The organism is Nitrospira sp. Nam80, from assembly GCF_965152575.1.
Map to the genome: position 1 here is coordinate 756179 of NZ_OZ224216.1, position 19842 is coordinate 776020.

Below are 19842 nucleotides of genomic sequence, written 5' to 3' on the forward strand. Positions count from 1 at the left end.
AGGGCGCGTCCGGTGCTTGTTTTTCTCTATAGGCACGGTGACGGTAACCGCAATTCTTCCGGGAGCCTGGTTGTCTTGTCCAGGCAGGCCTCGTCTATTTGGCCTTGAGTAAGGCCGATAACCCCGGCCAGGTTTGATCCTCGCAGGTTGGCGCCTCGAAGGTTGGCGTCCTCGAGTTTCGCGCCGGTCAGGTCGGCGGCACGGAGGTCGGCTTCTTGCAGATTGGCGTGGGAGAGATTTGTTTGCAGAAGATCCGTTGCAGTGAGCTGTGCGCCGACCAGATTCGCCCCTTCCAAGAACGCGCCACGTAATTGTGCGCGATGTAGATTCGCCTTGGGCGCATAGACCTCCGTCAGGTCGCTCCCTTGGAGATTGGTTTCGGCCATGATCGAGTTGATCAGGACGGCCCGATGCAGCTTAGCTTTATGGAGGTCGGCGCCTTTAAGATTGGCTTTGTGCAGCACCGCCATCGTGAGATTGGCCGATCCCAGCTTCGCGCTGGTCAGATTCATTCCTTCCAGGTTGGCATTCCCCAGATCGGTTCGATCCAGACCGGCCGACTGAGCGTCGGCGTAGCGCAGGTCCGCGCCTCGCAAGATCGCATCCTGCAGTTCGGCTTTGGACAGATTGGCTTCGTCAAAATAGGCGCCGTCCAATTCACATTGAACCAAGGACGCGCCTTCAAGGTTGGCTCCGTCAAAGAGGGCGCCTTGTAAGTCCGCCTGTCGTAAATTCGCCTTTCGCAAATCAGCTCGTCGCAAATCCGCCCCGACGAGGTCTGCGGCGACCAGCTTCGCGTGAGATAGGCGTGCTCCATACAAATAGGCGTCCATGAGCGTGGCTCCGCTAAGATCGGCTGCGCTGAGATCGGCGTCCTCGAAGTGTGCGCGCTCCATCGTGGCCTCCCGCAAGCGTGCGCCTCGGAGATTCGCGCCATAGAAGACCGCCTCGTTTCCGATAGACTCGCCCAGATTCGCCTGGATCAACTCGGCATGGCGAAGATCCGCTCCCACGAGATTAGTCTCCCGGAGATCGGCCTCGGACAGATCGGCCTCAGCCAAGCGAGCTTGGACAAGGCTGGCGCGTTGGAAGTTCGCCCGGCGCAATATCGCCCCCTGTAAATGGATCCGCTCCAGATTACCCCCCATAAATGAGGCGCCGCGGAGGTCGGCGAGGCAGAGATCGGCTCGCCGGCCATTGTGATCAGCCCGGTTGATGAGCCATCGTTCGTGAGAGCTGAGCAGGTCGTGCAACATGTTGGGCGTGGGACGCTTTCCCTTGTATGGGCCCACGCAAGGCACCGGCTGAGTTTGCTGCCGAGAACCCACCGGCAATCCAGTTGCAGCCTCCGGACCGGCTATCAGAAACCAGCTCAGAGCGACCACCACCCATCCCGCGATACGTTTCATGTCTACCCCCTTGGCTCCAATCATATGTCCCGGTCCACGAGTCCGGCGAGTTCCTCCAGCGCCGTTGAAATGCGCACGTCGAAGGGCCGGCAGCTTTCGAGCCGGCGGTGAGCCTCGGGGAGAGATCGGAGATTCATCTCAGTTCGCTTCCGAATGTCCTCAAGCGGCGGGGATTCAGCAATCCGTCGCCCCCCCCGCATCGCCGGAGCCAGCAATGGTTCGGCCGGTTGCACATCATCGGCCAGCGTGACGACATCATGCGTCAGGCCTCCTCCGCCGGGATCTCGATATCGATAGACCTGTTTGCGGCCCGGCCATGTGCGCTTCCCCTCCGAACGCTTGCGACAGGGCCGACCGTCATACTCTTGAAGCTTGTAGGCGCAATCCAACCAAGGCGCGTCGGCGGATGTCGCCATGGCGGTTCCAACGGCGAAGCTATCGATCGGCGCGCCGCAGGCCGTCAGCTCCTGCAGGCGATCCTCATCGAGATTGCCGCTTGCCAAAATAGACGTCTGCGTCAGGCCCCCCTCATCTAGAATTCGCCTGACCCGCCGGGCATGATCCGCCAGATCTCCGCTGTCCAGACGCACGCCGTTCACGTGAATGCCCCGGCTGATAAGTTGGGGTGCCAAGGCGACGACTTTGCGGGCGGCGGCTTCGGTATCGTAAGTATCGATGAGGAGCACGACATGATTCGGCTGGGATTCGGCAAAATGCCGGAATGCCGTGGTCTCGTCACGATGGGCTTGAACGTACGAGTGAGCCATTGTTCCGTACGTCGGGATGTCGAATCGAGCGCCGGCCAGGAGGTTCGACGTGCCGGTGAATCCCGCGAGGTAGGCGGCACGGGCGGCAAAAAGTCCGGCCTCGGCTCCCTGGGCGCGACGGAGTCCAAAATCGATGAGAGGTTTACCGCCCGCGACCAGAACGGATCGGACGGCTTTAGATGCCACCATGGTCTGGAAGTTCATGATATTAATGAGGCGCGTCTCGATAAGTTGCGCCTGGGGCAGCGGGGCCGTGACACGAAGCATAGGTTCCTGAGGAAAGACGACGGTGCCTTCCTGCACAGCGTCCAGATCGCCGGTGAAGCGGAGTCGTTGCAAATAGTCCAGCAGCGCCGGCTTAAAATTCCCGGTGTGTTCCAGCCAGCTCAGTTCCTGCTCAGTGACGGAAAGATCCGTCAAAAAGTTCAGCACCTGCTCGAGCCCGGCCGCGAGCAGGAAATTGCGCCGGGACGGAAGTTTCCGAACAAAAAATTCAAAGACCGCCGCTCCTTCCATGCCATAGTCCAGATAGGCCTGCGCCATGGTGAGTTGATAAAGATCGGTCAAGAGAAAGCCGGCGGTCTGGTTCATGTGGCGAGTGCTTCCAGCGTGAGTGGGGTGGCGCCCAATCGCAGCATGTCGTCGGTCGCGCGCCGGCCGTCGCCCGGTCGGACGTTTACAGCACGGACTCCGTCCATGAGCAAACACACCTGATAGCCCAACGTTCGGGCGTCCTTCACCGTATGGATCACGCAATAATCGGTGGCCAAGCCTCCGACAAAAAGGCGGAGAATGCCGGCAGCCCGGAGATGGCGATCAAGGGCGGTGCCTTGAAAGGCGGAATAGGCTTCCTCGTCCCGATCGATCGCTTTATAAATCAGCACGGCGGAAGGAGGAGCGGGAAACGAGGCAGGAGGAAGGGCGCCTGCCGTTCCGGCAATACAATGCGGCGGCCATGGACCGCCCCGCCGGTGAAAGGAGCAGTGATCCGGGGGATGCCAATCGCGTGTCAGAAAGATCGGTAGCCGGCGCGACTCGAATTGACGCACATAGCCGCTCAGCACAGGCAGCACCGCGTCGGCTCCTTCAATACCCAAAGCGCCGCCGGGAAGGAAATCATTTTGGATGTCGGTGACAAGCAGGGCGTCGCCGCGCTGGAGCCTCCCTCTGTTTCGTACCGACAAATCCCCCGGCGTTCCCATGATCCGAGTTCCATCACCTTCAGATCTCCTAACACGTCCTGACAAAAAACCGAGGTTCAAAAAACCTCTTCCAGCGAGGCCGCAACATCTTGTCAGCGTCCCTGCTGGGACAGGAGGCGAATATAGGCCAAGACGTCTTGGATTTCGTTTTCCGTCAACTCTCCCTGCCATGCGTGCATCGGGCTGAAGACGACTCCATACTCGATGGTCCGCTGCAGTTCCTCGTCCGATTTCAAATAGGAACGGAAGAGGTGAAAGTTTGTGGGACGCACGGTCAGCGACCCGGCGTCAGGGCCGTCGCCCCATCCGCCGGTGCCGTGGCAACTTAGACAATGTCGTTCGTAGACCATCTTGCCGCGATCCACATCGGCGGGGAATTCCTGCGCATCGGCAAGCCGGAGACCGGCCATTGCAGGTACGAGAAGAAGAAAAACGCTGATCCGAGGAAAACGCATCTAACTTTTCTTGGTGGTGTGAGCGATAAAGGGCGAATACAGTTGTTGGACTTTTCGGCTGCCGCAGGCGGGACACTTCACCTCGCCTCGTTCATGCTCTTTCAAGGTCAGTACGACGAGGGATTCCTTGCCGCAATCTTGGCACTTATAATCATACATCGGCATGGGGCACCGATCCTGCGGTTAGATTGTTACCTTGGCCACCACCGGAATCGCTGGCACGGGATGCACGGCCGTCGCTTGCGGACCCTTGACGCCCGGCTCCGTGTCGAATACGACTTCCAGGCCGTCTTCGAGTTCCTCGAACAGGAGCCCCTGAAGCGCGTTCTTGTGGAAATAGACCTCACCGCCTCCCTCTTGAAGGATGAATCCGTATCCTTTTCTCGGATAGAGCTTCACGATCACGCCGCGTAGCGGAGGAATCGGCGGGGTTCGAACCTGAGTGCGGGACCGTTTCTCACTCAGTTTCCGTAGCGCGATGTCTATGGCACTGAATGCGGCACGAATGGCCTCTTCGAACGTCTTGGCCTCCTTCCGTGCCGTGATGGTTCTTCGCCGGGGAAGTGTGACCACAATCACCGCTTCCGCGACGTTCTTCAGTTTCTTGTGGTGCCGGTTCTTCGTCAACGTAACACGTCCGTGGACGAGATCGTCGCACCGTTCTTGCAGTCCGGCCATCCGTTCTTCGATTTCGGTTCTCCAGCGGGGTGTCATCGCGATGTTGCGGCTTTCGACCTGAAGTTCCATTCACCCTCCTTGGCCCGGTGATGTTCTTTTGTTCGCTTTACTAGGGAGCAAACGATATGCCTCGCCGGAAGAGGAAGGAGATTGCCGAATTATCAGGCTCCTTTCATTCAGACTGGCGCATTTCTCCTCAGTCGCAAGGCTCGCGGTGGAGCCCAATGCACCAATCAGACGTCACAAGCATTAGAATTCCCCGATTCGCCGTTGGAACGTGACTTGCGTGCCCTGATCGCATGCCGAGCCTCATGAAGCGAGAATTGGAGGACTATATCCGGAACCGGTTCGGGCCCGAGGCAGAACTCGAAAGCTATGGTCCGATCGGAAAAGAAACAGGAGGACCGAAATACAAACAGTATGGCTATGGCGCACCGGTCCGGCTCAATATCCGAATAGGGCGGCGACTTGTTCGAGTGGTGTTGGAAACGATGAGTCCCGGCCCGTTCGGGCATGAGCATATGGCGGATCGGGCCCAAGCCATTCTCTGGGATTACGATTCCTATGGCCGGCTGCCGCGCCATGTGCCGGCCCTGGATGTCGGAGCGTTCACGGCCAAGGGACTCATGTCCGTTGCGCGGGCGCGGGAATTTTTTGTTCTGACGCAATGGTCCGAAGGAGACGGATATCAGAGAGATCTGGAACGCCTCTCAAAGAATGGAGCGAGCCGCTCAATGGATCGACGGCGGGCAGGGGCGATGGCCGAGTATCTGGCGTCGATCCATGGGGTCAAGCGGTGTGATCCTGATCTGTATCGGCGGAGGCTCAGGGAACTGATCGGCCATGGTGAATGCATCATGGGCCTGACCGACAGCTATCCTAGCCGGTACGCCTTCATCACGGAAGAGCTGCTTCGTGCGATCGAGGAAGCCTGCAATCAATGGCGGTGGCGGCTGCGCGGGCGCGCCGAGCGACTCTCGCAAGTGCACGGCGATTTTCATCCATGGAACGTTCTGTTCCGTCGAGGGACGGACTTTACCGTGCTGGATCGTTCCCGAGGTGAATGGGGTGAACCGGCCGATGATGTCACGGCGATGACGATCAACTATCTGTTCTTCTCGCTCTGCAGGTGGGGTACGTTGAGAGGCCCCTTCGAGTCACTCTTTCGGAGCTTCTGGGAGACCTATCTGGAAAAGAGCAAGGACGAGGAGGTCTTGGAGACCGCCGCGCCGTTTTTTGCCTTTCGTGGATTGGTCATTGCCAGTCCTCTATGGTATCCACGGTTGTCGGTGCAAGTGCGGAGGAAAATCTTTCGCTTCGTCGAAAATGTCCTCGACGTTCCGCGGTTCGATCCGGCGGACGTGAATCGGTATTGTGGTGAGTGATGAATTGGCGATTTCACAGTCGATCATTAAAGCATTGTGGATTGCCGAGGATCTTCCGGTGGTGCAATGATGCAATGATTCAACGGCTTCGCGACCAATGAACCAATCACCGATCAATAAGGCCGCCTTCGCGATCTGGGTTACCGGTTTGCCGGCCTCGGGCAAGAGTACAATCGTCGCGCAACTTCTGCCGAAGCTGAAGCAGATGGGATTGCCGGTCGAAGTATTGGAGTCCGATAAGGTGCGCCGGATCCTGACGCCCGACGCTTCGTATAGCAAGGAAGAACGAGACGTGTTTTACCGGGCGCTCGCATTCACCGGGTCTCGATTGATGGCTCACGGCGTCACGGTGATATTCGACGCCACCGCCAGCCGCCGCGGCTATCGCGATTTTGCGCGGCAGCTGATCCCCCGATTTGCCGAAGTGGCGGTCGAGTGCCCTCTGGAGGTCTGTATGCAGCGGGACAAAAAAGGCACCTACCAGAAAGGACAGCGCGGGGAGGCGTCGACCGTGCCGGGCCTCCAGGCTCCCTATGAAGCCCCAAGCAATCCGGAGGTGACGATAAATACAAGAACCACCGTGCCGGAACATGCCGCGCGGCAGATTCTCACGTTCATCGAGAAGCGATTTCTATAGCAATCTTCATCACTCGAAAACAAGGACGGGACAACGGGTTTGATGCAGCACGGCATGGGACACGCTGCCGAGCATAAAGCGCGTCACGCCGGAGCGCCCGCGTGATCCCATCAGGATGAGATTAGGCCGCCGTTTCTCCGTTTCTTCGAGAATCGTGGCGACGGGGGAGCCGAGCACCGCCGTGCCTTTCGCTTGGTATCCAAGCGCACGCAGCCGCTCTGACGTGTCGTCGATGAAATCCTGGGCGGACTGCAGGGCTCGCTGTTCGAGTTCCTCCACCGCCGTGGCGCCGGCCGGCCAGAGAGGCCTTGTGGGCGGCAGTATTGTCAGCAGTGCGAGATCCGCGGGCTCGCGGAACGGATTGAGAGTCAAAAAACGAATTGCGGCATCCGCATCCGCTTGGCCTTGGAGCGGCAATAGGATTTGCCGCATGAATTGCACCGGTCCGTTCACGATGAACTTGGCGCAGGGAGCCATCGTCACGACTCGATGCGAAACACTGCCGAACAGTCGTTCCTTGACCGGTCCGATACCTCGCGCTCCCATGACGACCAGATCCATCTGCTCCGATTCCACCGCCTTCACGATCATCTCCGCCGGAGAGCCGACCGCCAATTGCTTGGTGACCGGCCCGCTGTTCATCGGCAGCAACGAGCGAATTCGATCGAGCAGCCGTTCTCCTTCCTCTTTCATCGTCTGCTCCAAATCGACATAGAGTTGGCGAGCCACCTCGGGCATCATCATCGGGTAAGCGGGCTTCGGGACGTCGAGGACATGCAGGACGGTCAGAGCTTTGGCTCTGGCAAAGAATTGCAGCGCCCGCGCCGCTTCATAGGAATGATCCGATCCATCTACTGCCAGCAGAATATTCATGAAAGCGACTCCTTTAATGGCGGGCGACGCTCGCCGTCCGAACGGAGCGGAAGAGAAAGATAGTGTAGGAACCATTGCAAGGCCCGGTCGGCTACCTGTTCAAGGGCGCCAGGTTCTTCGAAGAGATGCCCTGCCCCTGGGATAATCATCAGGTCCTTCGCACAGGTCAAGCGTACCAGCGCAGCCTGGTTCATCTCAATGACCGGCGTGTCTTTTCCTCCGACCAGCAGCAAGGTCGGGGCGGTCACATCCGAGAGGTACGCCTCGGCCAAGTCCGGCCGCCCGCCGCGAGACACGACGGCCCGCACATTCACAGGATCTCTTGCCGCGGCCTCCAACGCCGCTCCGGCTCCCGTGCTGGCCCCGAAGTAGCCTATCGATAACGTTCGGGTGTCGGGACTGCGAGCCAGCCAATTCTTTGCGAGCAGCAAGCGGTCCGCGAGGAGATGAATATCAAAAATCTTCCGCCGGTCATCGGATTCTGCCGGCATCAATAGGTCAAGAAGCAGCGTCGCCAAACCACCTCGTTGAAGAACCCGCGCGACGACGTTGTTGCGGGGGCTGAACCGCCCGCTGCCGCTGCCATGCGCGAAGAGCACGATGCCGATCGGCCGGCCGGGCAGCCCGAGGAGGCCTTCAAGGAAAAGCGAGTCGGTTTGGATACCGATTGGGCGCTCTTCTGATGAAGTCCTATCAGTCACTGAAAGCTTCCTCTGCGGAACGCAACCGGTTTCCTCAATGACAGGCCGTCGGGCAGAAAAAGACCAGATACAGCGCGAGGGCGACTCCTAGCAAGATTGCGCCCAACAACAGCCACCGACTTCGAGACATGATTTGTCTTCTGTATTGTGACGAATCCGAGCTGAGCAAGAGGGATGCCATAGTCAAGCGTGGAGCAAGACTCTCCTTAGACTGCCTCGCGCCGGCTTTTCCTACGACATATTTGTTGTATCCCTGAAATATGCGCTTCACGAACGTCCAGAACCTTCACGGCTGAATGTGGTGTTCCGCTACAAAAGATCGGTCGGGACTGTAGCAGGACACCCCTGATAGGAAGGAGCAAGGAGCTTAGAGCGGATGGCAGAGCAGGTTTTCCACTAAGCCAGACGCGAAATCCGTATGGGTCATACGCCGTTTGCCATGGACTCTTCGATCCTCGGAATATGGCACTAGCCTTGCTGAGCTAGGTTATGGGAAAGTGCAAAGTTGTTGTGAGGAGGAGATATGGCGGGTGTGTTGTTCAAGAAAATTCTGGTCCCGATTGATTTCTCGCCTTGCTCTGAAGAGGCGTTTCGGATCGCCGTCTCCTTGGCGAGGCTCTTCCAGGCCGACGTGGTGATGCTGCACGTGATCGATACCAAAAGCCTCGCAACCCTCAATCGCCTAGGCATGGCGTCGGCGAGCGAAGAGAAAACGCAGAAGAAGCGGCTGGGTCATCATGCCAGGCTCAATGCCCGTCGCCTGCTGCTTTCGGACGAAGCGAAGGGCGTCAACATCAAACGGATCGTGGTCGAGGGAGCGCCCTTTGTCGAGATAGCCCGGCAGACCCGCCTGGAAAAGGCGGATCTGGTAGTCATGGGAAGTTATGGCGGGCAGGTGGGCAGCGTCGATAAGATTTTCTTCGGCAGCACCGCGGAAAAAGTGGTGAGGACGGCCGGCTGCCCCGTGCTTACGGTTCCTTTGCCGGTCAAACGACAAGCGCGCGCCGGATCATCCGAGTGAGGCCTCGAAAGAACAACTACGGAGGAGGATCGTATGAGTGTCACCGTGGTTTCTCGCAGGATTGGAGAAGTTCTCATGGCCGGATGTTTGGTCGTCGGCCTTTTTGCCCACACCGGCGCCCAGTCCGAGCAACGAATCGACGTGACGATCCAGGACTATACGTTTGTATTGACCAAACAGATCCCGCTCCGCCTGGGCGTCTCGACGGTCATTTCGATCCGAAATGTCGATCGGGAACGGCACGACTTCGGGTCCTCCATGTTCGGCGGCATCTCCACCAAGGTGGAGAGCGGAGGCATCACTTCCTACGGGCGGGGAATCGAAGGCGTTTTTTTGGATCCGAAACGCGACGTCATGATTCGCTTTACGTTGGATCGCCCCGGACGGTATGAATTTAGATGCTCCATTCATCCGACCATGAAGGGTGAATTGTTGCTGTTGAACGTCGAAGCGGTGTGAGCCTATGAAGCCGCTGATCGCGCGGGTGCTCCTGACCACGGATTTCTCTCGATGCGCCGGCTTGGCCTTCGACTATGCCGTGGCGGTCGCCTCTTGGTGGAAGGCCGAATTGGATCTGTTTCATGTGCTGGAATTTCTGCCGGGAATGAATCCCGAGTACCCGGTCAACAGGATGTATCTGGATGAACTTCGCAAGGAGGGAATTCAGCATTTGAATGATCTCGAAACGCGCGCCGCTTCGGCGGGCCTTTCTGTGCGCAGAACGATCGATCTCGGTATCCCAAGCCAGCGCATCGAGGCGGTGGCGGGTGATCTGAAAACGGACTTGATTGTCATGGGCACGCATGGCCGGACGGGGCTTGAGCATGTCCTAATCGGGAGCACGGCGGAAAGGGTGGTGCGTATTGCCCCATGCCCGGTCTTATCGGTGAAAGCGGGACGCGAGGAGTCGCCGCAAGCCGCGGTGCCGGCCGGCTCTCTCAGAATCGGGCGCCTTGTGATCCCGGTTGATTTCTCGACGTCATCGCTTGATGCGCTGGAGTACGGCGTGCAGTTTGCCAAGCAGCTCGGAGCGAGCGTGACGATCCTCCATGTCCTTGAACCGGTGGCCTATGGCTTGGATTTTACCTTGGGCCGTTCAGCGGATCGGCGGGAACAGAAAAATCATTGGAAGGGCAGATTGGAAGTGTTGTGCGCGCTGTGCACATCGAACGGCGTAAAGGCCGAACCGGTATTGAAAGCCGGTCTTCCGGCCGATTCGATACGGGAGTATGTCGAGCGGGAGAAGCCTGACCTTGTTATCATGGGGACCCATGGACGGCGCGGCATTTCGCGTTTCTTAAGCGGCAGCGTGGCCGAAGGGATGCTGCGGCTGGCTTCTTGCCCGGTGCTGACCGTCCGCATGCCGTCTTTCGATCCCGAGCATCAACGTATCATGCCGGTCGGAAACAATAGTCCTGCAAGCTAACGAACCATGAGGTGACTATGAAGTCTGCGTTCCGCAAAGAATCCACGAGCACGGTCCAAAAGCCGGCGACAATTGTTTCGCCGAAGCCCGTCCAGCTTCCGGACGCCATGCGGGAACGCATTGCCCAACGGGCCTATGAACTATGGGAATTGAGAGGCCGGCGTCACGGGCATGCCTTGCAAGATTGGCTGGATGCCGAAATCCTGGTGTTGGACGAAATCCATGAAGCTCGCCAATGAACGTAGCACCGGAGTCTCGACGCCGGCTCCGCCTCAGTTGGAGACCCTGATCGGGCGTCTGGAACGGTTGTCGTTCGCCCCGCAATTTTCCATGCAACGTGAGGTGGGATTGGGGCGCGCCTTGCAAACATATCTGTCCGCGACAGTTCCCTTGGCGCCCCTGGCGCAGGAAGTTCACCTTGCCGAATTGTTTCTCTATGCCGATTTTTATCCGGAGGACGGGCAGTTGACGCTGATTGAACAGTTGCGCGACGTCATCACCGAGCACATTCCCGAGGACGAACGGCGTTGGCTCGATCCGCTCAAACATTCCTATATGGATCTGGTCGAGATCCTGTCTTCTTCGGATAACGGCTCGGCGGTGGTACTCCGGTCGCTCGGCGACGGCCGAATCTATCGGGTGCACCTCGATCAGCCCGATTGGGCGCGGCCGGTCGGGCAGGTGCTACTCACGCGACTGGTTCGACTCCCTGGTGACCCGGACACCGAAGAGGCTTCCATCGCCGGAAGCGCCTTGGTCTTATCAGCGGAAGATGCCAAGACCTTATATGAAACGACGGGCGAATACCGGAGAGAAATGGAAATTACCGGCGGCTCCTTCGAATTGGGCGACTGGCCGGAATTCGCCAAACGGTTCGGCCATATCCTGCTCTGGAACTTCGGCCATCTGCGGGTGGCGGCGCTGGTCGATGCCGTGGTGAGTATTCACTATGTCACCGGCGACAGCCAGCCATATCTCTACGCGATCGCTTTATATGAGCATCGCGAGTTTCCCTCTCTGCGCGACAGCCTCTCCGATCTCAGCGGGTTTCGGGCCCGGCAAGCGACAAATCCGGCGGCAACCGGCAAAGCAGATGAATCGGCCTGGATCTGGACTATGCCCGCTTCAGGACAATCCGACGAATCCCGCATTGGGGCAAGACTCACGCTCACCGCGACGCAACTGATGGTGGAGTGCGACTCCCGCGAGCGGCTCAATACCGTGAAACATGCCCTCGCCGCCGCGTACGGATTTTCGCTGCACTTTCGAGGCGAGACCGTTGCGCCTCCGAAAAAGCAAGTGACCGCTGAAGAATTGGCGGCCGAGCAAGCGTTGACCATCAGGATCACCGCCGAAGAGGATCGAGCGCTGCTCACCAGTTTTCTCGAAACGACCTATTTGGAGTGGGCCGATCAGGAATCTCCCGCCTTGGGCGGCGAAACGCCGCGTCATGCTGCCGCGTCGGAAGCAGGTCGGAAAAAGGTTGCGGCTGTCATTACCGGGATGGAGCGGGAAGATCTTGGATTGCGCCGAACCGGCACACGGGCATTCGACTATAACAAACTGCGGGCTCATGTCGGTCTGGAGGAGGTGGCCGGTGGATAGAGGGACGCCCGGCTTGGCGACCGTGCTCGAACAACACAAGCCGGTAGGGGGCGAGCCGCCGAATATTCTCCGGACGCTGCTCGCAGTTCAACAGACCGTTGGCTCTGTCTCCTCCGAAGCGATTCGGAGTATTGCGCAGGTCTTGGAAGTGACCGAGGCAGATGTCGCTGGCGTCCTCTCCTACTATCCTGATTTGCGGCGCGAGGCGCCTTCGCGCCATGTCATTCGCATCTGCATGGGCGAATCCTGCATCGCCAATCATTGCGACCGTCTCTTGCGAGGGTTGCGCGAGCGGTTGCGCATCGAAGTCGGAGAGACGGAGCCCGGCCGGCGCTTCCGGCTCGAGCAGGTCTGCTGCATGGGAAATTGTGCGGTCGGTCCGACCCTCGCAATCGACGGGGATCTGTACGGACGTGTGGCTGTGTCCCGGCTGGATCATCTGCTTGATCGCTATCGGTGATCGGGAGGAACATCAGTCCCGATCGGGCGTGAAATCGGCGGCACAATTCGGAGAGCGTACATGAGGAGATACGCCCGATGACTCTTCCATCGAAAGCCAGCGAACGTCGGCACCGAAGCGGAGTAAATCTTTCCTCGGGATCGCCGGTCCGCTTATATCTCCCGAATGACACGTCCTCCCGTGCCGCCGGTACTGCTCACTTGGCGGAAGCCTGGACCGACGATCCCGATCTCCAGCTGATACGGACCTCTTCACGCGGCGCGTTTTTCCTTGAACCAATGGTTGAACGGGAGACTTCCAACGGGCGCACGGCCTGGTTCGGCGTGACTGTGGAGGATTTGCCTCGGATCAAGTTGGGAATCGGAGGCACGCCGGTTGATACTATTCCATTTCTCAGTCGCCAGACCCGTTGCACCTTCGAAAATTTCGGCCTGACACAGCCGCTGGCGCTCGACGAGTATCAATCGCGGGGCGGGTTTAAGGGGCTTGAAACAGCCCTAGCCATGGCGCCCGCAGCCATCATCGAGGAGATCAGGGTGTCCCAGCTGCGTGGCCGCGGTGGGGCGGCCTTTCCCTCGTGGAATAAATGGCACATCGCGCGTGAGACTGAGGCGGATTACAAATATATCGTCGTCAATGCCGACGAAGGAGATGCCGGTACCTATTGCGACCGGATGATCATGGAAGGCGACCCTTTCCGGTTGCTGGAAGGAATTCTGATATGCGCGCGTGCGATCGGGGCGGACCGAGCCTTTGTCTACTGCCGTCATGAATATCCTGCCGCCACCTGGGCCATCCGCGCCGCCATCCAAAAAGCCGACCAAGCCGGCCTGTTAGACCTGGACGGCGAGCAGTTCCCCATTGAGGTCGTGAGCGGCGCGGGCGCGTATGTGTGCGGAGAAGAGACGGCGTTGCTCGAGTCGATTGAAGGCCGGCGCGGCGATGTGCGGGCCAAGCCTCCTTATCCGGCCGTGTCAGGCCTGTATGGCAGTCCCACCGTCGTGAGCAATGTGTTGACGTTCGCCATTGTGCCCGCCGTTCTTTCGCGCGGCGGCGCCTGGCACGCCTCGATGGGCACGGAACATTCACGTGGCACGGTGGTCCTACAGCTTGGCGGCCGAGTGAAGCAGCCGGGGATCGTTGAAGTTCCGTTCGGGCTGACGCTCCGGGAGGTGCTGGAGCGATTCGGCGGCGGGATGGCTCCCGGTTCGCGATTGAAGGCCGTGCAGGTCGGCGGGCCGCTTGGTAGCCTGTTTCCGGAATCCAAACTGGATATCCCGATCTGTTACGAGGCGTTTTCTAAGGCCGGCGCAATCCTCGGCCATGGCGGTATCGTGGTCTATGACCATGAGACGGACATATTGGACTTGGCCCATCATTTTATGGCCTTCGCCGCGACCGAGTCTTGCGGGAAATGTACGCCCTGTCGAGTCGGATCATTGCGGAGTCGTGAGTTGCTCGAACGGATTCAGATCGGCCGAGGCACGTCCGAGGATATCGAATTGCTGTTCGATCTCGGCGAAACGATGAAGATGGCCAGCCTCTGTGCCTTCGGCGGTCGCGCGCCCTATCCCGTGCTGACCGCCATCGAGCACTTTCCTGCTGAGTTTCGAACGCGAGGCCGGTGAAGGAATGCCGAATGATGATGACTCAACGTCCAGTTCACTCAGAACTCATAACTCGAACTCATAGTTGATATGCGGCTCACCATCAACAATCGTTCCGTGGCTGCGTCACCGGGCGACACGGTCTATCAAGCGGCGAAGAGGGCCGGCATTGCCATCCCGAGCCTCTGTGCTTCGGATCACCTCGCGCCGTTCGGGTCCTGCCGCCTCTGTCTCTGTGAAGTGGAGGGGCAATCGGGAACACCGGCCTCCTGTACGACGCCGGCGCGGAACGGGATGGTCGTTCGAACCGAGAGCGGGCAGCTCCGCCGCCATCGGCGGAACATCATCGAACTGTATCTCTCCGAACAGGGCAAAGAAGCCGAGATGCCGGACGTGCTCCGGAAGCTGGCGCTGGCATATGGCGTCAGTACAGTCCGATATCATCAATCTGCCCACCGGACCGCCTTTCGTGATGCCTCGAATCCGTTTTTCATCTTTGATAATGCCATCTGTATTTCCTGTGCCAGGTGCGTCCGGGCCTGCAACGAAATTCAGGGTACCTTCGCCCTGACCATGATTGGGCGGGGCTTTGATACGAGGCCGATCGCCGGATCGCGACCATTGATCGACGGTGGTCCGGGATTTTTCCAGTCGAATTGTGTGTCGTGCGGAGCCTGCGTCAAGGAATGTCCGACTGGTGCGCTGACCGAGAAGACTGTTCTTGAACAGGGAAGACCGACCGAGACCATCCGTACGACCTGCGCCTATTGCGGCGTGGGATGCGTGATGAACGCAGGTGTGCGGGACGGGCGAGTCGTTAGTATGATACCGGCGGACGAAGGCCCGTCGAACCATGGGCATGCTTGCATGAAAGGCCGGTTCGGCTGGACCTATATTTATGCAGAGGATCGGTTACGCCGACCTCTAATTCGGAACGGACAAGAATGGGAAAAGGTCTCCTGGCACGCCGCGTTGGATCGGATCGCCCGTGAATTGACCCGCATCGTTGCAAACCACGGACCTGATGCAGTGGCTACCATTTCCTCCAGCCGCGGTACGAACGAGGAAAATTATCTGTTCGGCAAGTTCATGCGCTGTGTCGTGGGCACCAATCATATCGACAACTGCGCGCGCGTCTGCCACAGCGCCACCGTGACCGGCATGATGGAAACGCTGGGAGCATCAGCCGCCACCAATTCCATCGAGGACTACGATCTGGCCGAGCTCATCATGATCGTCGGCGCCAATCCGACCGAGTCGCATCCTGTAATCGGCGCCCATATCAAGCGGGCGGCGCGCCGCGGCGTGCCGCTCATTGTGATCGATCCGCGCCGGACCGAGCTGGCGCGTCTGGCGGATCTTCACTTGCAGTTACGGCCCGGAACGAATGTGGCGCTGTTGAACGGCTTGGGGCATGTGATCGCCAAAGAAGGATTACTGGATGGACGGTTCATCGATGAGCGGACGGAAGGCGTCCAGGACTGGCTGGCATCAGTCCAACCGTGCACTCCTGAAGTCACCGAAGAAATCACCGGCGTGCCGGTTCAACTAATCAAGCAAGCCGCTCGCCGATACGCGACAAGCGGCGCGTCACTCTGCATGCACGGCCTCGGCGTGACGGAGCATCGATGGGGTAGCCATGGCGTCATGGCGATCTGCAACCTGGCTCTGGCCACGGGGAATGTCGGCCGGCCCGGCACCGGTGTCAATCCGCTGCGCGGGCAGAACAACGTGCAAGGCGCGTCGGATGTCGGCTGTCTTCCCACGTATTTCACTGGATATCAGCCGTTCAACGATCCGGTGCTTGGCGAGCTGCATCATCGAATTACGGGACGGCCTTTGCCCACCACGCGAGGCATGAAAATCCCGGACATGTGGGATGCGGCCTTGGAAGGGCGGCTCAAAGGCTTATGGATCGTTGGGTACGACGTGGCGCAAACCGACCCGAACCTCAAGAAGGTTCATCACGCACTGCGAAGTCTCGACTTTCTGGTGGTCCAGGATCTCTTCATGAGCGAGACGGCCAAGCATGCGCATGTGGTGATTCCCGGCGCATCGTTTTTGGAAAAGGACGGAACATTCACGAACTTGGAACGGCGCATTCAGCGGATCAGGAAGGTTATGGAGCCGCCCGACGGCATCCTGCCGGATTGGCAAGTGGTGTGCGAAGTGGCCGCCAGGATGGGCTATCCAATGGCCTATGCGCATCCGGCCGACATCATGATGGAGATTGCCCGGCTGACTCCGATGTGGGCCGGTGTATCCTATGAGCGGCTTGAACAGGCCGGCGGGTTGCAGTGGCCGGTGCCGACGGCTCTGCATCCCGGTACCGCCTTGATGCATGGCGACAAGTTTCCCAAAGGCAAGGCACGGTTCGTCGGTGTCGAATATCTGCCGCCCGGGGAAGTACCGGACCAGCAGTACCCTTTTGTTCTCATCACGGGCCGGGTGCTTCAACATTACAATTGTGGAGCGCAAACCAGACGGACGGAGATCATGCGACTCGTGGACGGCGATGTGCTGGAAATGCATCCGAAAGATATCGAGACAGTGGGCTGTCGAGAAGGAGAAGTGGTCCGCCTCGTCAGCAGGCGATCCGATGCGCTCTTGCCCGTCGTCATCAGCGAGCGGGTTCGGCAGGGAGAGCTCTTCACGAGTTTTCATTTTCCCGGCAGCCAGGTCAACCGGCTGTTGTCGTCGAGCGCGGACGAGAGTTCCAAGTGTCCCGAGTACAAGGTCTCGGCGGTGAGAGTCGAACGAACAGCGGCCGAACCGGTCGCGGCCGCTGAATCGGCGGATACGCGGGCGGTGCACGCGCGATTGATTACGTAGCAAGGGAAAGCCTCGATTCATCGCCATGCATCGTCTACCTGTGAAGAACCTGCGGGCTGGTCACATGCTATTCGGACCTCAGAGAGTCACCGATCGGCACAGCATGGATGCCCCTTCTCCTGCGAGCCAGGTTCCTCTGTTCGACGCCTATGCTCCCACGGAAGTGGCCGTCCGTGTTCGGGATGTCGGTGTAGTCAAGGCCCATGCTCCGCTGACGACTCTAATCGCCCTCGCGGTGCTGGCTGGAGCTTTTATTTCGCTGGGGGCGCTCTTTTATACCGTCGCGATGACCAACGGGCCCGGCGCCGGTTCGATGCCTTTCGGGCTCAGCCGCATTGCGGGAGGGATGGCATTCAGCCTCGGCCTCGTGCTGGTCGTCGTCGGCGGCGCCGAATTATTCACGGGAAACAATCTGCTGGCGATGGCCTGGGCTGCGAACCGAGTGACGACAGGCCAGCTGGTCCGTAACTGGTGGTGGGTTTATCTGGGCAACCTCGCCGGCTCCATCGGCACCGCACTATTGGTCTTTATGGCCGGAATTCATACATTGGGAGATGGAGCGGTGGGCGACACGATCGTGCGCATCGCACGCGGAAAGGTGTCGCTGGATTCCAGTGCCGCTATCGCGCGCGGCATGCTTTGCAATGTGCTGGTCTGTCTCGCCGTCTGGCTCTGCATGGCGGCCCGCGGGGTGGCGGACAAGATCCTGGCGATTCTGCTCCCGATCAGCGCCTTCGTCGCCTGTGGGTTCGAGCATTCGGTTGCCAACATGTTCCTGTTGCCCATGGGTATGATGCTGACTGCGACCAGCGCCGCCCCGATCGGCATGAGCCAGGTATTCTCCAATCTCTTTTTTGTTACGGTTGGCAATATCGCGGGTGGCACCCTCTTGGTGGCGCTCGTCTATTGGTTCGTGTATCTTCGCGGACGCAAACCGTAAGCAGCGGGGCCGATGATCTATACCGTCACACTCAATCCGGCACTCGATCATTTCCTGGATGTGCAGGATTTGTGGATCCACGATGCGAATCGCGTGACGTCGGAATGCCTGTATGCCGGCGGCAAGGGCATCGATGTGTCGCGTGCCATCCGTCGTTTAGGCAGCGACAGCATGGCGCTGGGATTTATCGGCGGACACAACGGGCAAATCATGCTCGATTTACTGAAAAAGGAAGGCGTCACCTGTTACTTCACGCCGATTTCGCAGGAGACCCGGCGGAATATCATTATCGGGGCGCTCAGCCGCGGGACCCAGACTATGCTCAATGCGCGAGGCCCGACGGTCACAAAGGACGAGTGGAACGCGTTTCTGACCCACTTGCGCCTACTTGATCTGCGGGATTCCTACGTGGTGCTAAGCGGCAGCTTGCCGCGGGGTGTTCCGGTCGAGGCCTATCGGCAGGTTATCACTCTCGTTCAGAACCAGGGCGCCAGAGCGGTGCTCGATACGGACGGACCGGCTCTGAAAGTCGGCCTGACGGCCCAGCCGTTCGCGATGAAGCCGAATGTCAATGAACTGCGCCGGTTGACCGGCCTGGCGCTACGGTCGGAGCGCGCGATCCTGACCGCGGCCACGCAACTTCATCGGGACGGGATCGAGATCGTCCTCGTATCCATGGGACCTCGAGGTCTGCTGATGGTGACCGGCGGCTGCCGTTGCCGGGTGGTGCCGCCGGCGGTCCGCGTACGGAGTACGGTTGGAGCCGGAGACTCGGCTGTGGCGGGCTTTGTCTGCACCCATGCGGGAGGGAAATCGTTGGAGGACTGTCTGCGCTTCGCCGCCGCCGCCGGCACGGCGGCGACACTGGCGCCCGGTAATCAACTCTGTCGATTGCGCGATGTGCAACGATTGGCACCGCGCGTTCGGCTTGAACACATCCGTTCACATGGAAAGGGTAATGCATGAATATTCTGGTGGGGCATGACGGATCAAAATATGGCAAGTGGGCGATGGAATGGTTGGGGCAACTGCCCCTGGCTACTCCGTCGGCCGTCACGATTCTGCACGTGGTCGATGTGGCCTCATTGCGGGCGCCGTTCATGGCACAACCGGTTGTGTGGGCCAACGAGCGGATCGTGCAGGAGGAGATTAAGCAGCTTGAGGCGCGGGCAAAGACTACCATGGCGGAAGCCAAGCAATTTATGAGTGTGATGAAATTGAAAGGCAGGGTGGTGAGGGCGCAGGGGCCAATCGGTCCGACTATCTTGGATAAAACGCCCAAGCGCGATGGTCTGGTCATGGTGGGAAGTCGGGGGTTGGACGCGCTGGACCGCTTCATGCTGGGCAGCACCTCCACGCAGGTGACTCTGCACGCGCCTTGTTCGGTCATGGTGGTCAAGGAAGAACCGCGCCCTCTGAATCGAATCGTGTTCGCGACGGACGGGTCGAAGGCGGCCGACAAAGGCCTGCAGTTTCTGCTGACGAAATTGAGGCCCGACGTGGCAAATCAATCGGGAAAGAATCCCATTGAGATCGTCCTGGTGCACGCGGTGCCGTACCTCAATTATCCGGAACTGAAGGAATCGGGCGGTCATCTGGTGGAACAGAATGCGGAAAAACTGATTAAAGCGGGGTATGTGGTGGACGGCGTGGTGCGCCTCGGGAAACCGGCCGATGAAGTGCTCAAGATCGCGGCGAAGAAGAAAGCGGATCTGATCGTCACCGGCGCGAAAGGCTTGGGCGCGATCGCGCGGTTTCTCCTGGGCAGTGTCTCGACCAGAATCGTGCAGCACAGCAAATGCTCCGTGCTGGTCGTGCGTTGAAGCATGAACGGGTGAGACGCC

The 19842-nt window shown here is 59.3% G+C and carries 21 protein-coding genes; 13 read left to right on the forward strand and 8 right to left on the reverse strand.

Annotated elements, in window-relative coordinates; translation table 11 throughout:
• Positions 1 to 26: 26 nt before the first annotated feature.
• From ACWGXE_RS03670 to ACWGXE_RS03695, 6 genes are all read right to left on the reverse strand, one after another.
• On the reverse strand, positions 27 to 1409 hold the full coding sequence (locus ACWGXE_RS03670) for a pentapeptide repeat-containing protein (protein WP_447601409.1): 1383 nt from the start codon (positions 1407 to 1409) through the stop codon (positions 27 to 29).
• A 20-nt stretch (positions 1410 to 1429) separates the two neighbouring features.
• Positions 1430 to 2767 (reverse strand): nicotinate phosphoribosyltransferase, encoded by a 1338-nt coding sequence (locus ACWGXE_RS03675; protein ID WP_447601411.1) that lies wholly within the window; start codon positions 2765 to 2767, stop codon positions 1430 to 1432.
• Positions 2764 to 3378, reverse strand: coding sequence for an isochorismatase family protein (locus tag ACWGXE_RS03680; protein WP_447601413.1), 615 nt, complete (start codon positions 3376 to 3378; stop codon positions 2764 to 2766). Before ACWGXE_RS03680 ends, ACWGXE_RS03675 begins: the two co-directional genes overlap by 4 nt.
• 92 nt (positions 3379 to 3470) lie before the next feature.
• Positions 3471 to 3833 carry a c-type cytochrome gene (locus ACWGXE_RS03685; RefSeq protein WP_447601415.1) on the reverse strand — a complete coding sequence of 121 codons (363 nt, stop codon included), beginning with the start codon at positions 3831 to 3833 and terminating at the stop codon, positions 3471 to 3473.
• A complete protein-coding gene (locus ACWGXE_RS03690; RefSeq protein WP_447601416.1) occupies positions 3834 to 3998 on the reverse strand; it encodes an FmdB family zinc ribbon protein in 165 nt (54 codons plus the stop codon). It abuts the gene before it with no gap.
• An 18-nt stretch (positions 3999 to 4016) separates the two neighbouring features.
• Positions 4017 to 4580: a cold shock domain-containing protein gene (locus ACWGXE_RS03695; RefSeq protein WP_447601418.1), complete on the reverse strand. Its 564-nt coding sequence runs from the start codon at positions 4578 to 4580 to the stop codon at positions 4017 to 4019.
• Between the two features lie 242 nt (positions 4581 to 4822).
• On the opposite strand from ACWGXE_RS03695, the gene ACWGXE_RS03700 reads away from it, so the two are divergent.
• Positions 4823 to 5896, forward strand: coding sequence for a phosphotransferase family protein (locus tag ACWGXE_RS03700; protein WP_447601419.1), 1074 nt, complete (start codon positions 4823 to 4825; stop codon positions 5894 to 5896).
• A 97-nt stretch (positions 5897 to 5993) separates the two neighbouring features.
• Positions 5994 to 6533: an adenylyl-sulfate kinase gene (gene cysC, locus ACWGXE_RS03705; RefSeq protein ID WP_447601421.1), complete on the forward strand. Its 540-nt coding sequence runs from the start codon at positions 5994 to 5996 to the stop codon at positions 6531 to 6533.
• A gap of 9 nt (positions 6534 to 6542) precedes the next feature.
• On the opposite strand, the gene ACWGXE_RS03710 is transcribed toward cysC, so the two are convergent.
• Both ACWGXE_RS03710 and ACWGXE_RS03715 read right to left on the reverse strand, forming a co-directional pair.
• Positions 6543 to 7406 carry a universal stress protein gene (locus ACWGXE_RS03710; RefSeq protein ID WP_447601422.1) on the reverse strand — a complete coding sequence of 288 codons (864 nt, stop codon included), beginning with the start codon at positions 7404 to 7406 and terminating at the stop codon, positions 6543 to 6545.
• The gene (locus ACWGXE_RS03715; RefSeq protein ID WP_447601423.1) at positions 7403 to 8107 is read right to left on the reverse strand and encodes a dienelactone hydrolase family protein; all 705 of its coding nucleotides are present in this window, start codon (positions 8105 to 8107) and stop codon (positions 7403 to 7405) included. Before ACWGXE_RS03715 ends, ACWGXE_RS03710 begins: the two co-directional genes overlap by 4 nt.
• Before the next feature lie 523 nt (positions 8108 to 8630).
• Here ACWGXE_RS03715 and ACWGXE_RS03720 point away from each other — a divergent pair.
• The 11 genes from ACWGXE_RS03720 (at position 8631) to ACWGXE_RS03770 (ending at position 19821) form a co-directional block, all read left to right on the forward strand.
• On the forward strand, positions 8631 to 9128 hold the full coding sequence (locus ACWGXE_RS03720; protein ID WP_447601425.1) for a universal stress protein: 498 nt from the start codon (positions 8631 to 8633) through the stop codon (positions 9126 to 9128).
• 33 nt (positions 9129 to 9161) lie between these two features.
• Positions 9162 to 9587 (forward strand): cupredoxin domain-containing protein, encoded by a 426-nt coding sequence (locus tag ACWGXE_RS03725; protein ID WP_447601427.1) that lies wholly within the window; start codon positions 9162 to 9164, stop codon positions 9585 to 9587.
• A 4-nt stretch (positions 9588 to 9591) separates the two neighbouring features.
• The gene (locus tag ACWGXE_RS03730) at positions 9592 to 10554 is read left to right on the forward strand and encodes a universal stress protein (protein WP_447601429.1); all 963 of its coding nucleotides are present in this window, start codon (positions 9592 to 9594) and stop codon (positions 10552 to 10554) included.
• Positions 10555 to 10571: 17 nt separating this feature from the next.
• The gene (locus ACWGXE_RS03735; protein WP_447601431.1) at positions 10572 to 10793 is read left to right on the forward strand and encodes a DUF2934 domain-containing protein; all 222 of its coding nucleotides are present in this window, start codon (positions 10572 to 10574) and stop codon (positions 10791 to 10793) included.
• Positions 10777 to 12159 (forward strand): hypothetical protein, encoded by a 1383-nt coding sequence (locus ACWGXE_RS03740; RefSeq protein WP_447601433.1) that lies wholly within the window; start codon positions 10777 to 10779, stop codon positions 12157 to 12159. The genes ACWGXE_RS03735 and ACWGXE_RS03740 overlap by 17 nt, the downstream gene beginning before the upstream one ends.
• Positions 12152 to 12619 (forward strand): NADH-quinone oxidoreductase subunit NuoE family protein, encoded by a 468-nt coding sequence (locus ACWGXE_RS03745; RefSeq protein ID WP_447601434.1) that lies wholly within the window; start codon positions 12152 to 12154, stop codon positions 12617 to 12619. Before ACWGXE_RS03740 ends, ACWGXE_RS03745 begins: the two co-directional genes overlap by 8 nt.
• A 77-nt stretch (positions 12620 to 12696) precedes the next feature.
• Positions 12697 to 14247: an NADH-ubiquinone oxidoreductase-F iron-sulfur binding region domain-containing protein gene (locus tag ACWGXE_RS03750; RefSeq protein ID WP_447601435.1), complete on the forward strand. Its 1551-nt coding sequence runs from the start codon at positions 12697 to 12699 to the stop codon at positions 14245 to 14247.
• 69 nt (positions 14248 to 14316) lie between these two features.
• Complete coding sequence (gene fdhF / locus ACWGXE_RS03755; protein ID WP_447601436.1) at positions 14317 to 17058, forward strand: formate dehydrogenase subunit alpha; 2742 nt, start codon at positions 14317 to 14319, stop codon at positions 17056 to 17058.
• A 103-nt stretch (positions 17059 to 17161) separates the two neighbouring features.
• Positions 17162 to 17998 carry a formate/nitrite transporter family protein gene (locus ACWGXE_RS03760; protein ID WP_447603864.1) on the forward strand — a complete coding sequence of 279 codons (837 nt, stop codon included), beginning with the start codon at positions 17162 to 17164 and terminating at the stop codon, positions 17996 to 17998.
• Positions 17999 to 18010: 12 nt separating this feature from the next.
• A complete protein-coding gene (gene pfkB, locus ACWGXE_RS03765) occupies positions 18011 to 18964 on the forward strand; it encodes a 1-phosphofructokinase (RefSeq protein WP_447601438.1) in 954 nt (317 codons plus the stop codon).
• Positions 18961 to 19821, forward strand: a complete 861-nt coding sequence (locus tag ACWGXE_RS03770) for a universal stress protein (RefSeq protein ID WP_447601439.1) — start codon at positions 18961 to 18963, stop codon at positions 19819 to 19821. The genes pfkB and ACWGXE_RS03770 overlap by 4 nt, the downstream gene beginning before the upstream one ends.
• Positions 19822 to 19842 lie beyond the last annotated feature (21 nt).

Excerpts from the sequence above, each read along its gene's own strand:
- ACWGXE_RS03695 (WP_447601418.1), bottom strand. The coding sequence starts at position 4,580 with ATGGAACTTCAGGTCGAAAGCCGCAACATCGCGATGACACCCCGCTGG.
- ACWGXE_RS03760 (WP_447603864.1), top strand. The coding sequence starts at position 17,162 with ATGGATGCCCCTTCTCCTGCGAGCCAGGTTCCTCTGTTCGACGCCTAT.
- ACWGXE_RS03685 (WP_447601415.1), bottom strand. The coding sequence starts at position 3,833 with ATGCGTTTTCCTCGGATCAGCGTTTTTCTTCTTCTCGTACCTGCAATG.
- ACWGXE_RS03730 (WP_447601429.1), top strand. The coding sequence starts at position 9,592 with ATGAAGCCGCTGATCGCGCGGGTGCTCCTGACCACGGATTTCTCTCGA.
- ACWGXE_RS03670 (WP_447601409.1), bottom strand. The coding sequence starts at position 1,409 with ATGAAACGTATCGCGGGATGGGTGGTGGTCGCTCTGAGCTGGTTTCTG.
- fdhF (WP_447601436.1), top strand. The coding sequence starts at position 14,317 with ATGCGGCTCACCATCAACAATCGTTCCGTGGCTGCGTCACCGGGCGAC.
- ACWGXE_RS03675 (WP_447601411.1), bottom strand. The coding sequence starts at position 2,767 with ATGAACCAGACCGCCGGCTTTCTCTTGACCGATCTTTATCAACTCACC.
- ACWGXE_RS03710 (WP_447601422.1), bottom strand. The coding sequence starts at position 7,406 with ATGAATATTCTGCTGGCAGTAGATGGATCGGATCATTCCTATGAAGCG.
- ACWGXE_RS03770 (WP_447601439.1), top strand. The coding sequence starts at position 18,961 with ATGAATATTCTGGTGGGGCATGACGGATCAAAATATGGCAAGTGGGCG.
- pfkB (WP_447601438.1), top strand. The coding sequence starts at position 18,011 with ATGATCTATACCGTCACACTCAATCCGGCACTCGATCATTTCCTGGAT.
- ACWGXE_RS03750 (WP_447601435.1), top strand. The coding sequence starts at position 12,697 with ATGACTCTTCCATCGAAAGCCAGCGAACGTCGGCACCGAAGCGGAGTA.
- ACWGXE_RS03725 (WP_447601427.1), top strand. The coding sequence starts at position 9,162 with ATGAGTGTCACCGTGGTTTCTCGCAGGATTGGAGAAGTTCTCATGGCC.
- ACWGXE_RS03720 (WP_447601425.1), top strand. The coding sequence starts at position 8,631 with ATGGCGGGTGTGTTGTTCAAGAAAATTCTGGTCCCGATTGATTTCTCG.
- ACWGXE_RS03700 (WP_447601419.1), top strand. The coding sequence starts at position 4,823 with ATGAAGCGAGAATTGGAGGACTATATCCGGAACCGGTTCGGGCCCGAG.
- cysC (WP_447601421.1), top strand. The coding sequence starts at position 5,994 with ATGAACCAATCACCGATCAATAAGGCCGCCTTCGCGATCTGGGTTACC.
- ACWGXE_RS03680 (WP_447601413.1), bottom strand. The coding sequence starts at position 3,378 with ATGGGAACGCCGGGGGATTTGTCGGTACGAAACAGAGGGAGGCTCCAG.
- ACWGXE_RS03740 (WP_447601433.1), top strand. The coding sequence starts at position 10,777 with ATGAAGCTCGCCAATGAACGTAGCACCGGAGTCTCGACGCCGGCTCCG.
- ACWGXE_RS03690 (WP_447601416.1), bottom strand. The coding sequence starts at position 3,998 with ATGCCGATGTATGATTATAAGTGCCAAGATTGCGGCAAGGAATCCCTC.
- ACWGXE_RS03735 (WP_447601431.1), top strand. The coding sequence starts at position 10,572 with ATGAAGTCTGCGTTCCGCAAAGAATCCACGAGCACGGTCCAAAAGCCG.